15 protein-coding genes and 1 tRNA gene are annotated in these 13942 nt (G+C 64.9%); 7 read left to right on the top strand and 9 right to left on the bottom strand.

The genetic code is table 11. The annotated features are described in order from the left end of the window. The first annotated feature begins 20 nt into the window (after window positions 1-20). From P6U23_RS03880 to P6U23_RS03870, 3 genes are all read left to right on the top strand, one after another. On the top strand, window positions 21-992 hold the full coding sequence (locus P6U23_RS03880; RefSeq protein WP_407178279.1) for a S1C family serine protease: 972 nt from the start codon (window positions 21-23) through the stop codon (window positions 990-992). Between the two features lie 21 nt (window positions 993-1013). Next, window positions 1014-2084 carry a phospholipase gene (locus P6U23_RS03875; protein ID WP_407178278.1) on the top strand — a complete coding sequence of 357 codons (1071 nt, stop codon included), beginning with the start codon at window positions 1014-1016 and terminating at the stop codon, window positions 2082-2084. A 134-nt stretch (window positions 2085-2218) separates the two neighbouring features. Then, window positions 2219-2425, top strand: coding sequence for a hypothetical protein (locus P6U23_RS03870; RefSeq protein WP_407178277.1), 207 nt, complete (start codon window positions 2219-2221; stop codon window positions 2423-2425). A gap of 225 nt (window positions 2426-2650) precedes the next feature. Here the strand turns inward: P6U23_RS03870 and P6U23_RS03865 are convergent, their stop codons facing one another. The 3 genes from P6U23_RS03865 to P6U23_RS03855 all read right to left on the bottom strand — a co-directional run bounded on the left by P6U23_RS03865 (window position 2651) and on the right by P6U23_RS03855 (window position 4839). Continuing rightward, window positions 2651-3316 (bottom strand): DsbA family protein, encoded by a 666-nt coding sequence (locus P6U23_RS03865; RefSeq protein ID WP_407178276.1) that lies wholly within the window; start codon window positions 3314-3316, stop codon window positions 2651-2653. A gap of 33 nt (window positions 3317-3349) precedes the next feature. Next, window positions 3350-4129 carry a sulfite exporter TauE/SafE family protein gene (locus P6U23_RS03860; protein WP_407181774.1) on the bottom strand — a complete coding sequence of 260 codons (780 nt, stop codon included), beginning with the start codon at window positions 4127-4129 and terminating at the stop codon, window positions 3350-3352. 230 nt (window positions 4130-4359) lie between these two features. Next, window positions 4360-4839, bottom strand: coding sequence for a hypothetical protein (locus P6U23_RS03855; protein WP_407178275.1), 480 nt, complete (start codon window positions 4837-4839; stop codon window positions 4360-4362). A 182-nt stretch (window positions 4840-5021) separates the two neighbouring features. Here P6U23_RS03855 and P6U23_RS03850 point away from each other — a divergent pair, with 182 nt between their 5' ends. Then, the gene (locus tag P6U23_RS03850) at window positions 5022-5291 is read left to right on the top strand and encodes a PsiF family protein (RefSeq protein ID WP_407178274.1); all 270 of its coding nucleotides are present in this window, start codon (window positions 5022-5024) and stop codon (window positions 5289-5291) included. Between the two features lie 191 nt (window positions 5292-5482). Next, window positions 5483-6568, top strand: a complete 1086-nt coding sequence (locus P6U23_RS03845; protein ID WP_407178273.1) for an AbrB family transcriptional regulator — start codon at window positions 5483-5485, stop codon at window positions 6566-6568. On the opposite strand, the gene P6U23_RS03840 is transcribed toward P6U23_RS03845, so the two are convergent. Then, the gene (locus P6U23_RS03840; RefSeq protein ID WP_407181773.1) at window positions 6565-7083 is read right to left on the bottom strand and encodes a disulfide bond formation protein B; all 519 of its coding nucleotides are present in this window, start codon (window positions 7081-7083) and stop codon (window positions 6565-6567) included. The two genes, P6U23_RS03845 and P6U23_RS03840, sit on opposite strands and share 4 nt — an antisense overlap. Before the next feature lie 178 nt (window positions 7084-7261). Between P6U23_RS03840 and P6U23_RS03835 the strand changes: the two genes are divergently transcribed. Further along, a tRNA-Leu gene (locus P6U23_RS03835) sits at window positions 7262-7346 on the top strand. Between the two features lie 253 nt (window positions 7347-7599). Here the strand turns inward: P6U23_RS03835 and P6U23_RS03830 are convergent. The 5 genes from P6U23_RS03830 to P6U23_RS03810 all read right to left on the bottom strand — a co-directional run bounded on the left by P6U23_RS03830 (window position 7600) and on the right by P6U23_RS03810 (window position 12075). After that, window positions 7600-8745, bottom strand: coding sequence for a DUF2336 domain-containing protein (locus tag P6U23_RS03830; RefSeq protein WP_407178272.1), 1146 nt, complete (start codon window positions 8743-8745; stop codon window positions 7600-7602). Between the two features lie 245 nt (window positions 8746-8990). Then, the gene (locus P6U23_RS03825) at window positions 8991-9680 is read right to left on the bottom strand and encodes a hypothetical protein (protein WP_407178271.1); all 690 of its coding nucleotides are present in this window, start codon (window positions 9678-9680) and stop codon (window positions 8991-8993) included. A gap of 217 nt (window positions 9681-9897) precedes the next feature. Next, window positions 9898-10599 carry a hypothetical protein gene (locus P6U23_RS03820; protein ID WP_407178270.1) on the bottom strand — a complete coding sequence of 234 codons (702 nt, stop codon included), beginning with the start codon at window positions 10597-10599 and terminating at the stop codon, window positions 9898-9900. A 129-nt stretch (window positions 10600-10728) separates the two neighbouring features. After that, on the bottom strand, window positions 10729-10977 hold the full coding sequence (locus P6U23_RS03815; protein ID WP_407178269.1) for a hypothetical protein: 249 nt from the start codon (window positions 10975-10977) through the stop codon (window positions 10729-10731). Window positions 10978-11091: 114 nt separating this feature from the next. Continuing rightward, window positions 11092-12075 (bottom strand): NAD(P)H-dependent flavin oxidoreductase, encoded by a 984-nt coding sequence (locus P6U23_RS03810; protein WP_407178268.1) that lies wholly within the window; start codon window positions 12073-12075, stop codon window positions 11092-11094. A 204-nt stretch (window positions 12076-12279) separates the two neighbouring features. Here P6U23_RS03810 and P6U23_RS03805 point away from each other — a divergent pair, with 204 nt between their 5' ends. Further along, window positions 12280-13842: an AMP-binding protein gene (locus tag P6U23_RS03805; RefSeq protein WP_407178267.1), complete on the top strand. Its 1563-nt coding sequence runs from the start codon at window positions 12280-12282 to the stop codon at window positions 13840-13842. Window positions 13843-13942 lie beyond the last annotated feature (100 nt).

Genomic DNA, 13942 nt, shown 5'->3' with positions numbered 1-13942 from the left:
CCGCGAACAGGAGAGCCGCGATGCCCTCTTTGACAGAATGGCGAGTGCCATCCGCCTATCAGCCACATCCCGGCGACTACAGTTTCGATCTCGATCGTGTGCTGTCCTCGATCGTCGGCCTGCATTCCATCATTCCGCCGGACGCCTTCAGCGCGGAAACTCTGGGCACTGAGCGCGCCGGCAACGGCGTTGTGATCGACGACGGCCTCGTGCTGACCATTGGCTATCTCATTACCGAGGCCGAGTCCGTCTGGCTGCATCGTGGCGACGGGCGCGTCGTGGAAGGTCACGCGCTCGGTTTCGATGCCGTCACCGGGTTCGGGCTGGTGCAGGCGCTCGGCTCTCTCGAGCTCGAGCCCTTGCCGCTGGGCTCCTCGGCCGCGACGCGCGTCGGCGACAGTGTCGTGGTGGGCGGCGCCGGTGGGCGGACACGGTCGGTTGCCAGCCAAATCATCGCGAAGCAGGAATTCGCCGGCTATTGGGAATATCTGCTCGACGAAGCCATCTTCACCTATCCGGCGCATCCGAACTGGGGTGGTACCGGGTTGATTTCGGCGAGTGGCGAGCTGATCGGCATCGGCTCGCTCCAGCTCGAACGCGAGCGCGAAGGCAAGGCCGAGCATGTCAACATGATCGTGCCGATCGACCTGCTCAATCCCGTGCTCGAGGACTTGCGCAAATTCGGCCGGGTCAACCGCCCCGCGCGCCCCTGGCTCGGCATGTACACGACCGAGATCGACAACAAGGTCGTCGTGATCGGCATTTCCAGCAATGCGCCCGCGGCGCACGCCGAGCTCAAGGCCGGTGATGTGATCCTGGCGATCAATGGCGAGCGAATCTCGAGCCAGGCGGCGTTCTATCGCAAGCTCTGGGCGCTCGGGCCGGCGGGGGTCGACGTGCCGCTGACCGTGCATCATGAAGGCGTCACCTTCGACGTGGTGCTGGCCTCGACCGACCGCGCCAAGCTGCTGAAGGCGCCGCGACTGCATTAACGCGAGCGACAGGAAGGCGCCATGAGCGAGGCCGTGGTGGACGATATCCTGGCCTTGCTGCCGCCATTGCTGCAGTCGCTGGAAGCGCTCTCCTTCGTTGCGCGCCATCTGCACCCGCCGGACTTCGACCGCGTCATGGAAATGGTCGGTGCGCCGGAGGACACGTTGCAGGCCGCGCGCTCGCAGCTTTCCGAATGGCCCGACCGCTTCGCCGGCGTTCGCGCCGCGCTCGAGGCGGGAAGCGATGCGGCGCTTTCCGCCTTCGCTCTCTTGCGCGCGGTCCAGCACGGCAATGGCGATCTGGCGATGGCGTTCCGCGCCTTGCGCTATGCGCCGCAGGCACAGGAGGCGCTCTATCCGCTGGCGGCGAAATTTCCGCCGATCAACGAATTCTTCCTCGATCCCGGCGTGTGCGAGGATGCCGACCTGCTGGCGCGGCTCGCCGAGCCTGCCGCCCAAACCACCGGGATTGTTCACGACCACAACGAGCCGGGCAGCCGCGGCGGATTTTCGTTATATGTGCCGGAATATTACACAACAAGCCGCGCCTGGCCGCTGGTGGTGGCGCTGCACGGCGGCAGCGGCAATGGCCGCGCCTTTCTCTGGAGCTGGCTGCGCGACGCGCGCAGCTTTGGTGCCATGCTGATAGCTCCGACCGCCACGGGATCCACCTGGGCATTGAGCGGAGCCGACACCGACACGCCGAACCTGATGCGTATCCTGGAGACGGTGCGCAGCCGCTGGAACGTCGATCCCACGCGGCTGTTGCTCACCGGCATGAGCGACGGCGGCACGTTCTGCTATGTCACCGGCCTCGATAGCGCCTCGCCGTTCACGCATCTGGCTCCCGTCTCTGCCACCTTCCACCCGTTGATGGCGGCCATGGCCGACGCGGAGCGGTTGCGCGGCCTGCCGATCCATCTCGTGCACGGCAGGCTTGACTGGATGTTTCCGGTCGAGGTGGCGCGGCATGCGCGCGATGCGCTCGCCGCTGCCGGCGCCAACGTCACCTATCGCGAGATCGAGGATTTGAGCCACTGCTATCCGCGCGAGGTCAATGCAGAGATTCTGCGGTGGTTGAACGTTTCCTGATGTTTCTGCGAGCCTATTCGAAGCCGATGAGGTGACGCGCCGCTGACGACAGTACAGCTATCGGATGCGGGAACCATCGGCGGAACCATCCAGCGGGGACGGCGTTAGTTGCCGGCACACGGAGGATTGGCACCATGCAGACCATTCTTGGAATGATTCTCGGCGCCGTCTTGTTGGCTTTGGGCGTATATGTCTACGATTCGATGCAGACGTCGAGTGTGGCCAATGGCCAGGTTGCGGAAACCAATCGCACCATCGTGAACTGGGATGTCGTCGCCAGTGACTGGCACTCGCTAAAGGCACGCGCGCGCGATGATTGGGTCCGGATCTCGTCGAAATAGCCTCGACGCAACGCGTGTACGTTAGAGCATGACCCGGAAAAGTGTGAAGCGGTTTTCCGAAAAGATCATGCTCAAAGAAGAATCTAAAGCGCGGCGATTCGACCTAATCCCCATCGCGCTTTAGTCATCCGCTGATCAAGTTGCAAAGCCGGATGCGTACCCAGGCCCGTCATTGCGCCGGGGCTTGCCGCGCGTCCTCTCGATCCGCTCAGCTCGGCGATTGTGTTAGTTGCCAGCCTTGGCCTTGCGCGCATCCGCGATCACCTGTGCGAATTGATCCATCGTGAGCACGCCCGGGACCCGGAATTTGCCGACGATGAACGAGGGCGTGCCCTTGAAGCCCAGGCCTTCGGCCTGCTCGTTGTTGCGGGTGAGAATGGCAACGATCGCCTTTTCATTGGCGGCGAGATCGCGCTTGGCGCGGTCGACGTCGATCCCGGCGCCGGCGAGCACCTCATCGATCCGCGGCTCCGTCAGCTTGGAGTTGACGCCGAGCAGCGCATCATGGGCCTTGTTGTATTTGTCCTGATACTTGCAGGCCAGCACCATCTTCGCGGCGATGACCGAGACCGGTCCGAGAATCGGCCAGTCCTTCCAGACCAGGCGCACTTTGCCGTCGTCCTCGACCACCTGGCGCAGCTCGGGTTCGAGCTTGCGGCAATAGGGACATTGATAGTCGAACCATTCGACGATCGAGATATCGCCATTGACGTTGCCGGCGACGGGAACGTCCGGATCACGCAGCACCGCAGCTTCATTCGGCTCGGCACGGCGCAATTGCGCCTGTGCCGAAGGGGGTAGCGCGCCGAGCATCGCCGCCCCGCCGCCAAGCACGCCCAGCATTTTGCGCCGGCTCAGTGTCAGTCCGGCTTCCTCGATCAATCCAGTCATGTGATAGCGCCCCGCTTGGCCCGCCTCTAATCTTCACTGTGGCAACAACGTGCGCGCCAACATATACAGCGCCACCGCTATCACCACCGCAGCAAACAGAATATTCAGCGCCCCTCGCCGCCCCGAGAGATGGCGCGCAGCGCGCGTCCCGGCGAGACCGCCGCCAACCCCGCCCAGGATGAACAGGCCCGCCAGGCGCCATGCGACCAGACCCGACCAGGCATAGCTCGCCGCGGTGGTGAGACCGAACGTGGTCACGGCGACCAGCGACGACGACACCGCATTCATGATCGGCATGCCCGTCGCCAGCATCAGCGCCGGCACGATGAGAAAGCCGCCGCCGATGCCGAAGAAGCCGGACAGGGTGCCGGTGGCCGCGCCAAGCGAGATGATCGCCGGCAGGTTGGCACGGCTCATCTTGACGTCGCTCACGCCGATCCGCGCGCGCGTCTTCAGCATCAGCATCGCGATGACAAGCATGACCAGCGCGAACAACGCCAGCAGTTTCTGTCCCTCGAGCATCTTGCCCAGCGTCGAGCCGGCGAGCGCCCCGACCATGCCGGCGACGGCAAACACCAGCGCCACCGGCCACACCACGGTGCCGCCGCGGGAGTGGTTGAAGAGATTGAACGCAGCGTTCATGGCCACCGCGATCGCGCTGGTACCGATCGCCATGTGGGGCTCGGGCACGCCGACCACATAGACCATCAGCGGCACCGCCAGGATCGATCCGCCGCCGCCGACCAGGCCCAGCGAAAATCCGACCAGCGCCCCCGACGCGAGCCCCAGCACGCTTTGCATCGCGGAGAGTATCAAGAGACAGGACTCATTTGCACGATGCGCCCCTATAACCTGCCCGCGGTGCGACTGCCAGCGGCGGCTGCGCAATCCTTGCGCACATTCAGATGATTGCGGGGGCGGTCCGGATTCGCGGCACAATTGCCGTCAACGTATCGTCGTGGTCCCGATCAGGTCTCGGTCCCGTCGGCTGAAGAGCAAGGCTCGCGGCCGGACCACTCGATCCGGCCGCATCATCGAGGGCGTCAGGCCGCGCCCTTCAGGTGCTTGTTGCACTCGCTGTAGTAGCCGCCGCCCTTCTGGATCCATTTCAGGCCGCCATTGCCGTTGCTGGCCTTGTTGGCATTGTACTGGTCGACGCAAGTGTGCAGGCGCGCCTTGCCCGGAGTCTCCTTGGCATATTTCGGATCGATCGCGTTCGGGAAGACGGCGGGGCCCGAGGGCGCAGCGGGCGCGGCTGCAGGCGCGGCCTCCTTGGCCTCCTTCGCAGGTGCAGGCGCTGGAGCGGCCGCAGGCGCAGTCGCGGCGGCCGGACTTGCATCGGCGCCGCATTGCGCCTTGCGGAAGTCATTCCACTTCTGGCCACCCAGCGTGCCGGCGTCCTTGGCGGCTTTGTACTTCGCACTGCACTCCTGCATGGTCAGCGCCTGCGCAGGCGCGGTCACGGCCAGCGCGGCCAAACCGGCGCCCGCGATCGCAACCAATAATTTTGCTTGAAAAGTCATCCTAAGCTTCTCCCTGGCAACTGGCTAAAGGGACTGCATCCTAACGTCAGGCAGGCCGATGACAAAGGCGCGTTCTGTTTGCGCCCGCAAAATATAGTGCCGGGCGATGCGCCCTTATTCATCGGCGGTTCAGCATTACAGCGCGAGGTTGCGTGCCTTTCTCCACTCGCACAGGTGCACCCATGAAGCTTTCTTCGCTTTTCGCCACTGCCGCTCTCGCCTCGCTGCTGCTTGCCGGCCCCGCCTTCGCGCAGTCCACAACCGCGCCCGCCGCCAAGAGCGACACCGCCGCGGCGCCGGCTTCGACCGAGAAGAAAACCAGCAAGGCGCGCTCGGCCGAATCGCTCGAATGCTCCAAGCAGGCCGACGAGAAGGGCTTGCACGGCAAGGAGCGCAAGAAATTCCGGTCCGAATGCATCAAGAATGCGAAGGCCGGCGAAAAGACCAAATAGCGGTTCAAGTCACGCTGCAAGCAACGCTTCGCGCATGACCGTTCGGACGTGACGGTCGAGACGTGACAATTCCGTGTCACCCTCCCCGCACCGGCTTCTGAGGGGGAGGGTGACAGCCATCGAACGCTCTGCATTGCTGCACCTGCGTCAGCGCAATTGTCTCAAGAAGGCGAATTTGCGATGAAGGCGGCGTGAAGCAGATCACCGCCTCCTTCAACCTCGTCCTTCCCAGCCGCGCCAAATTGTTCAGCGCGGTCGAAACGCTCGCCATTGGCGCCGCCGGCGGCCTGCTGTTTTTGTGGGCAAACCTGCCGGGCGGACTGATTTCCGGCTCAATGATCGCGGTGGGCGCCGCGGCCTTGGCAGGACGTCCGCTCAGCCTGCCACCGCATGTCACCCAGACGCTCTTGGTGCTGCTCGGCATCTCGCTGGGTTCGGTGGTGTCGCGGCAATTGATCCAGCATGTCAGCGCCTATCCGATGACCATCGCGCTGCTCGCGCTCGCGACCTTCTGCTCGACCTTTGGCTCCAGTCTCTATCTGCAGCGCATTCACGGCTGGGACCGCACCTCGGCCTTTCTTGCCGGAAGCCCCGGCGCGCTGTCCCAGATCACGATCCTGGCGGTCGAGCGCGGCGCCGACCTGCCGGCGATCGCGGTGGTGCAGACCATGCGTGTGATCATCCTGACCGCGGCGCTGCCGATGCTGCTGGCCTTGACCGGAGCGGCGCCCGCCGCCGCGCCCGCGCTTCTCACCCCGCCTGCCTCGCCGCTCGGGCTGTTGGCGCTGCTGGCCCCCTCGCTCGCGCTGGCGCTGGTGTTTCGCCTGATCAAGTTTCCGGCGAGCTGGATGTTCGGCGCCATGATCGCCTCCAGCGTGCTGCATGGCGCGGGCTGGATCGAAGGCGGCCTGCCGAACTGGGTGCGCAGCGTCGCCCTGGTCGGCATCGGCGCATTGATCGGCAGCCGCTTCGCGCGCATGAAGATCAAGGTGCTGCTCGGCCATATCAACGCCGCGCTCGGCTCGTTTGCGATCGCTATCCTGGTCTCGGCGCTGTTTGTCGGCCTGATCGTCGCAACCACCAATGTGCGGCCCGCCGATCTCATCGTTGCCTTCGCACCAGGTGCGATGGACGCCATGCTCGCCCTGGCGCTCACGCTGCACATCGACCCGATTTTCGTCGGCGCGCATCATTTGTCGCGCTTCGTGTTCGTCACCATCGCCATCCCCGGCATCGTCCATCTGTTCGGACGGCCGCAGGATGATGTCGATGACTAGCGCTTGGCGGACCTGGCAATGCCCCAGGCGGCGATCGCGGCCATCAGCGCCGAGATCAGCGCGTTGTAGCCGGCAAGCGAGATCCCCAGAAAGCGCCACTGCACCTCGTCGCAGCGGATCACCTTCACCTTGTCGAGCTGATCGAGCAGGCTGCCGGCCTTGCCGAAATCGACCAAGGGGCCGGTGCAATCGGTCGGGCCCTGCCAGAATTTCCATTCGACGCCGGCGTGATAGATGCCGAAGAGGGAATTGCCGGCTGCCGCCAGCGCGATGACGACGAGCCCCGCGATCAGCAGTGGCCGCGGCGCGCCCTTGGCCGCGGCGAAGGCAACGAGCGCCGACAGCGGAATAATGCCATAATAGGCATAGCGCTGCTCCAGGCAGAGCGGGCAGGGCTGGATGTCCAGCACGAGCTGAAAGAACCAGGCGCCGGCAATCGTCGCAGCCGCGACGATTAGCACCAGCAGCGCCGCCGTCAGTGCCGGACTTGCCTCAAAACGTGCCTGTGAGGCCATGGCCGTGGATGTCACCTTTGCCTCTCCCCCTCCAGAGTCCGATTAGGAGCCTCCTATCTCCGGAAAAGATCGCTGTCGAGGCGGCGGCAATCACATCGGCGCGGGTTGACCCGGCCGGGCCGCTGGCTATAGTCCGGCCGCTTCGCGACACAGGCCCCTTGGCCGAGGCTCGCCGAAGGCCCCTGTGGCGGAACTGGTAGACGCGCTCGACTCAAAATCGAGTTCCGCAAGGAGTGCTGGTTCGATTCCGGCCAGGGGCACCAGCCTTCGCCAAGGCTTGGGCTGGGCAAGCCAGCTCGAACCGTCTCGCAACTTGTATCCACAGATTCGTCGTCCTGGCGAAAGCCAGGACCCATACCGCGGACCTTCGCGACCACAACGGCCTGTGGTCATGAGTCCCGGATCTGCGCTCGCGCCGGACAACGCTGCGCGTTGCCGGGAGCTCGCTTGTCGCGACGACGGCAGTTGCCAAACGGCCGGCGCGGCTACGGCCGCACCAATCGTACAGTCACGCAGCTACCGCAGCATCGCCTGCAGGCTGGCGGCCTCCTGGGCGGCGAGCGGCGGGTTGGCTTCGGTGAACAGGTTGCGGCGCGCCTCATAGAACTCGAGCACACGCTGCGCGGTGCGCTGTTCGAGCCGTTCGAAATTTTCGCGCGCGCGTTCGACATCCAGTTTGGAGAGGCGCCGCTCGGCGACCGTCATCAAGAGCAGCGCCTTCGCGGTGGCCCAGGAGCAGCCGGCGGCTTTCGCGATCACCTGGATCGCGCCCGGATTCTCGTTGAGCACGGCCCGCTCGACCATCTCGATGTGACAGCCGGCGAGCGCCGACAGCATCGTCACGGTCTTTTCAAAATCCTGCGCGCGCGCGGCGGCGTGGACGTCGGCTTCCCGCAGCTCCTTCCAATCGGTGAGCCGCTTGACCCGGTGCTTGGCCTTGACATGATCCTGAGACTTCCTGCGCACCTCGACGTTGATGTCGTCGATCACCTCCGTCACGGCGCCATGAACGACGTCGGCCAGTTTCGGATTGGCCGCGATGATCTTGCTGCACACCGAGGCGGAGGCGGTTTCGAGAAGCTTCAGCAGATGATGGCGCGGGATGTCGCGCCGCGCACCCACATGCGCCGCAAGCTGCTGGTCATGACCGGAGCGCACGACCAGCGCGCGAAAACCGTTGTCCGAGATGCGGGCGCCTTCGTTCCTGGCGACGGCGTGGACCACCTTGGGCTCGCCGCGCTCGATCAGGACATCGGTGATCGCTTCGCTGATCGTCTCGCGCTGCGCAATCGCGTAGAGATGTCCCTGGCTCTGGGTGCTTGCACTCGCGATCAGATCCGACTCGCTGAGCGCGGTCGATTCCGTGAGCACGGGAGCCGCGACCGCGACCGATTCGTCCAAAGCGAAGGCGCGCACCAGCGCCGGCGGCGCATTCGAGTCCGTGGCAAAGCGGCGGGCGAGCTTGATCCGGGTCCTCAGTTCGATGACCTCGACCAGGACCTTGAAGACCTCGTCGAACAGCTCGATCTGCCGCTTGGAATAGCGCGCCGAGCCGGCCAGAAACAGATCGGTGATGCGCGTCAGCGCCTTGAGTTGCCGTTTGGTCGAACCGGAGGTCGTTGCATCCTGCACGTCGCGGATCAGGGAATAGAACATCGTCATTGCGTGGTCTCGTCAGGCATTTTCGCCCTAGGGCGAGAGGAGAGAGGTATTCAGTGGTAGCGGCCGCGCGTGAAAATTATGGGCTCGAGCTCTCTCGGAGATGATTTAAATTGTAGCGATTGCCTCAACCTCCAGAACGGGTTTCGCTTTCGCTCACCGCATCCTCCGGCGTGGCTTAGCTGCCGCCCCTTCGTGTCGGTCGGCGTCGCAAGAGCGGTTCCGGGTGCTAGGGCACACACTCGCCCTCAATCATCCGAATCGAACATCCTCATCTGCGGGGCATAGACGCGCGGGGACTCGTCGTAATATCCCGGCCCGCGCTCGGCGTCGCGATAGCGGGACCGATAACGGCGATCGGAATAGGTCCAGTCGCCGTCGCCGCGACCGTTCCCCGCCTGTTGATCGAAACTATCCTGGTCCTGCTGGTCGCGGCGATGACGATGCGCCCAACGCTGCGCCCGCTCGCTGTGCCGCCGATCGGTCTGACGCTTCAGATCGGTATCGCCCGCCTTGGCATAGGCGTCTTCAGGTGCGGAAACCGACTTCGCCGTCGCCGCCTCGGGCGGCTGCGCCTCTTGCGTAGCCTGCTTCATTGGCGCCGCCTCGGCGGGCCTTGCTGACTGATCGGCTGACGCCTTCGCCTCCGCCGCTTGGGCCGGAGCCGGCGTGGCATTGCCGCGATCGGCCCGGCGATCCTGCGCCGGCCCCCTGCCGTCGACCGCCGGATCGATGAAGGCCAAGCTCGCGCCGACATGAGCCAGCGGAGCGGACGCCGGCATCGGCGGCGCACGCCGATCGAGAGTGGCCGCTTCCACGCCGTATTTCGGCGCGTGCGGATTCATGACATTGGCGATCCAAAACCCGCCGCCGAGGCCGCCGATAATGGCAAAACCTACCGTTCCGATCCCCGCGACGAAAGCAGTCGAAGCGCGCATGGCCGCCTCCTCGTTGCTCGCGGGCAAACGTTCCAACTTTCCCGATGTTCCGGCAACGGCTGACGTCCCGCCCTCCCGATCACGATCCCATGATCATGGGGCATCAAAGCCTGCTGTCGAAGATGCAGATGTCGCCCCGGCCAAGACTGCGGGTTGGGGCTGCGGGTTGGGGTGAAAGGCCGGGACGAACGGGCAGTTCGCGCGGGCTACCAACGCGTCAAATCGCGGCGGCTACTTTTTCGAGGCCGATGACGCGGGCGAGTTTGCGCACTTCGTCCTTCTGGTCTTCGCGCAACTGGAACAGCAGCGGCATCGCCGCCGACTTCAATTGCTGCACTTCGGTCGAATCCGGATCGATCGAGCCGGCATTCGCATTCGGATTGACGCGCCGCGCGGCTTCGATCTTGCGGGCAAGGGCGTGCAGCGCTTGCTCGACACCGGGCCAATAATATTCCTGGTCGGGCGTCAGTCTTAAGCGCGCCTTGATGCCGGCGATCTGGGTGTCGGACAGCAGCGCGTATTTCTCCGGCCGCGGATGGCTCGCAACCTTTGGCTTGGGCGGCGCGGGCGGCTCGGACGGCGTTGCGGCCGAGGCGGGCTCCGACGCCGGCGCCACGGCGGGCAGCATCGCCACCGCCTTGGCCGCCTCGATATCGGCATCGCTGGTGGAGGCATAGGCCTGCCGCAACGGTTCGGTCTGGCTTGCCGTCTCCGCCGGAGCGGCGGGCTCCTGCGGCAGCGAGGCGACGACCGTCAGCTTGTCCTGTTTGGCCTCGCGGTTGGCGACCACCGCCTTCAGGTCAGGCACGGAAGCGGCGAGCCCAGCCTCGGGAATGCTGTCGCGGGCCAGGATGCTGGCGGCTGCAGCCCCGACCACCAGGCAGCAGGTCAGGGCGAGGAGTGTGATGGCCTTGGTCAAACAAGTCTCCGTCCCGGTCGGCAATCGACCGTCTTCTGACGAAAAAGTGAGCATTAATTAAGGCTTAAACGGGCCATCGTTGCGGCAAAGGCACACATGAGACCCCTCGAAGCCCGAACGGCCGGCCCGTCAGGCGACGGCGGCCAGCTCATAGGCGTCCTGGATATCGGCGACGATATCGGAGGCCTCGAACAGCGCGCGCGGCTCGACCGAATGCAGGCTCACGGTCCAGTTGCTGCCTTTCCTGGTGCGGGGCGTCTTGAGGACGTCGAAGCGCACGCTGCGGCACAGCGGATGGCGCTGTAGCGCATGGAAGACGCGAATCCTGAGCTCGTCGAGCGTGGCAGGCGTCTTGGCAACAAGGCTTTCCGGTCCCATCGCGCATCCCTCTTCTCGTCCCGAGCGCCGACCGACGGGCGCGGGCGTTCGGGAGGATTGTCGGGGCGGGCTGGTTAATGCCGCGTTAAGGTTAAAACGGGTTGGCGCGGCAATTCAGGCGCGAAAATCCCGGGACTGGCTCGTGCGATATTCAGCGAGCGTCCGAGCAATGAGCTCATCGACCGGCAGCACATCCGTCACGCCCGAGGTCGCGTGCCCGGCGCTCCAGATGTCGCGCCAGCGCTTTTGGCGATTTTCAACATCGATATCCCTGCCGATCTCGATCGCGCCGTGCGCAGGCAAATTATCGGGATCGAGGCCCGCGGCGACGATCGACGGCTTCAGCATGTTGGTCTGCAGGCCGGTAAAAGCGCTGGTGAGCAGAATATCGTCGGCACTGCTTTGCACCAGCATCGCCTTGTAGCGCTCGTCGGCCATGCTCTCGCGCGTGGCGATGAACCTGGTGCCCATATAGGCAAGATCGCAAGACAGCGCTTGCGCGGCGCGCAGCGCGTGGCCGTCGCTGATGCCGCCGGCGAGCACGAGCGGGCCGTCGAAAAACGCCCGCACCGCGCGCACAAAGGCGAACGGATTGAGCCAGCCGGTCTGGCCGCCGGCGCCGGCCGAGAGCAGCACCAGCCCGTCCGCGCCGGCTTCCAACGCGCGCTCGGCATGGCGGATGGACGCGACGTCGGCAAAGACCAAGGCGCCGGCATCATGCAACGGCCCAAGCACGGGCGCGGGCGAGCCGACCGAGGTGATGACGAGTTCAGGCTTGTATCGCAGCAGCACGGCGAGATCATTGTCCAGCCGCGTGTTGGAGCGGTGCACGATCAGGTTCGGGCAGACGGGAGCGGCGGGCTTTCCTTCTGCATCCTCACGGCGGTGCAGGCGGGTCTCGATCTCGCCAAGCCATGCGTCGAGCTGCTCGGGCGTGCGGCAATTCACGGTTGGAAAAGCGCCGATCACGCCGTTGCGGCAGGCCGCCACGACCAATTCGACGCCCGAGACCAGAAACATCGGCGCGGCGATCAGCGGCAGGCTCAAGCGCGCGCGAAAACGCGAGAGCGGATCGTGGTGCAGCGGAGCCAGCGGCAAATTTGTTTTTCCGGCTTGAACAGGAATGCTACCGTTGCGGCCAATTCTGGCACGTTCGAAGGCCGGGCACAAAGTCGACCACCGTCATTCCGGGGCGGTGCGCAAGCACCGAACCCGAAAATCTCGAGATTTCCGGGTTCGCGCTCACGCGCGCCCCGGAATGACGGGGCGGTAACGACCAAAGAGGCAGGGAGGACATTCTTGATGAGCAACCCACTCTACGCGTTTCCGACCGTCGGCGAGCAGACGCTGCGGGCGCTGGCACGCTACCCGTCCCGCAACGCCTTTAGCTGGCCGGGCGGATCGATCAGCTATCAAGGCGCGACCGACCTGATCGGCCGCGTTCAAGCCGTCTTCACAAGGCTAGGGTTGCCGCCGGGTGCGCGCGTGGCGTTTCTGACCGCCAACCGCGCCGACACCTGGTGCGCCGGCGTCGCCGCGCAACTGGCGAGGCTCGCGATCACATGGCTGCATCCGCTGGCCTCGCTGGAAGACCAATTGTTTCAGATCGACGATTCCGAAGCGCAGATGCTGGTGGTCGATGCGGCGGCCTTTCGCGACCGCGGCGGCGAGCTCGCCGCCAAGGCAAGCGGCATCAGGACCGTGTTCACGCTCGGACCGGCCGATTACGGGATTGACCTCCTGCAGGCAATCGAACAGGGGGGCAGCGCCAGCGCGCGATGCCTTGCCAACCCTGACGATGTCGCCAGCCTCAATTACACCGGCGGCACGACGGGGAAATCGAAGGGCGCGCTGCGTCGTCATCGCGAATATGGCGGATTTGCCGGCGCGATCCTGGCCGATTTCGAGATCCCCGAAGCGGCGCGCTATCTGACCGTTGCTCCGATCAGCCACGTCGCGGGCACAAAGGTGCTGCCGACGCTGATGCGCGGCGGCACCGTGCATATGCTCAGGGGGTTCGATCCCGAAGCGGTGCTCGAGACCATCGCGCGCGAGCGCATCAATTTCACGCTGTTCGTGCCGACCATGATCTATGTGCTGCTCGATCACCCCGCGCTCGACAAGACCGACCTCTCCTCGCTCGAACTCGTGCTGTATGGCGCCTCCGCGATGTCGCCGTCGCGGCTATCGGAAGCTTTGCAGCGGATCGGGCCGGTGTTCTCGCAGCTCTATGGCCAGACCGAATGCTATCCGGTGTCGGTGCTGCGCAAGGCCGATCATGATCCGAAGCGGCCCGAGCTGTTTCTTTCCTGCGGTTTCCCGATCGCCGCATGCGACGTCAGGATTCTCGACGATGACGACCGTGAGGTGAAGCCTGGCGAGCCAGGCGAAATCTGCGTCCGCGCCCCGCATGTGATGGCCGAATATTGGAAGCGGCCGGAGACCACTGCGGAGACGCTGAAGAACGGCTGGCTGCACACGGGCGACATCGCCACGGCCGACGAGCGCGGCTACATGTACATCCTCGACCGTAAGAAGGACATGATCGTCTCCGGCGGCTTCAATATCTTCCCGCGCGAGGTCGAGGACGTGCTCTCCCAGCATGACGACGTTGCGATGGTCGCGGTGATCGGCGTGCCCGACGACAAATGGGGCGAGGCGGTCACCGCGGTCGTCGTGCCGCGCGAGGGCACACGCCCCAATGCGGACGAGCTGATCAGCCTCGTCAAAGCGCGCAAGGGCTCGGCGCATGCGCCGAAGCGGATCGAGTTCGTCGACAAGCTCCCGATGACCGGCGTCGGCAAGGTCGACAAGAAAGTGCTGCGCGCGAGTTTTTGGGCGGGGCGTGAGCGGATGGTGGGGTAGATTCTCGGTGGTCATCGCCCGGCTTGACCGGGCGATTCAGTATTCCAGAGACATCAACATTTGAGTCGAGAGGCTGCGGCTTACTGTTTGCCCCGCCGGA

The organism is Bradyrhizobium sp. STM 3562 (genome assembly GCF_045571435.1).
Taxonomy (GTDB): Bacteria; Pseudomonadota; Alphaproteobacteria; order Rhizobiales; family Xanthobacteraceae; genus Bradyrhizobium.
Note: the sequence above shows the minus strand (reverse complement) of the source record. Positions and strands in the feature narration are given on the sequence as shown.

Bases quoted from the DNA above. Each gene is read 5' to 3' on its own strand.
- P6U23_RS03880 (WP_407178279.1), top strand. From the start codon at position 21: ATGCCCTCTTTGACAGAATGGCGAGTGCCATCCGCCTATCAGCCACAT.
- P6U23_RS03875 (WP_407178278.1), top strand. From the start codon at position 1,014: ATGAGCGAGGCCGTGGTGGACGATATCCTGGCCTTGCTGCCGCCATTG.
- P6U23_RS03870 (WP_407178277.1), top strand. From the start codon at position 2,219: ATGCAGACCATTCTTGGAATGATTCTCGGCGCCGTCTTGTTGGCTTTG.
- P6U23_RS03865 (WP_407178276.1), bottom strand. From the start codon at position 3,316: ATGACTGGATTGATCGAGGAAGCCGGACTGACACTGAGCCGGCGCAAA.
- P6U23_RS03855 (WP_407178275.1), bottom strand. From the start codon at position 4,839: ATGACTTTTCAAGCAAAATTATTGGTTGCGATCGCGGGCGCCGGTTTG.
- P6U23_RS03850 (WP_407178274.1), top strand. From the start codon at position 5,022: ATGAAGCTTTCTTCGCTTTTCGCCACTGCCGCTCTCGCCTCGCTGCTG.
- P6U23_RS03840 (WP_407181773.1), bottom strand. From the start codon at position 7,083: ATGGCCTCACAGGCACGTTTTGAGGCAAGTCCGGCACTGACGGCGGCG.
- P6U23_RS03830 (WP_407178272.1), bottom strand. From the start codon at position 8,745: ATGACGATGTTCTATTCCCTGATCCGCGACGTGCAGGATGCAACGACC.
- P6U23_RS03825 (WP_407178271.1), bottom strand. From the start codon at position 9,680: ATGCGCGCTTCGACTGCTTTCGTCGCGGGGATCGGAACGGTAGGTTTT.
- P6U23_RS03815 (WP_407178269.1), bottom strand. From the start codon at position 10,977: ATGGGACCGGAAAGCCTTGTTGCCAAGACGCCTGCCACGCTCGACGAG.
- P6U23_RS03805 (WP_407178267.1), top strand. From the start codon at position 12,280: ATGAGCAACCCACTCTACGCGTTTCCGACCGTCGGCGAGCAGACGCTG.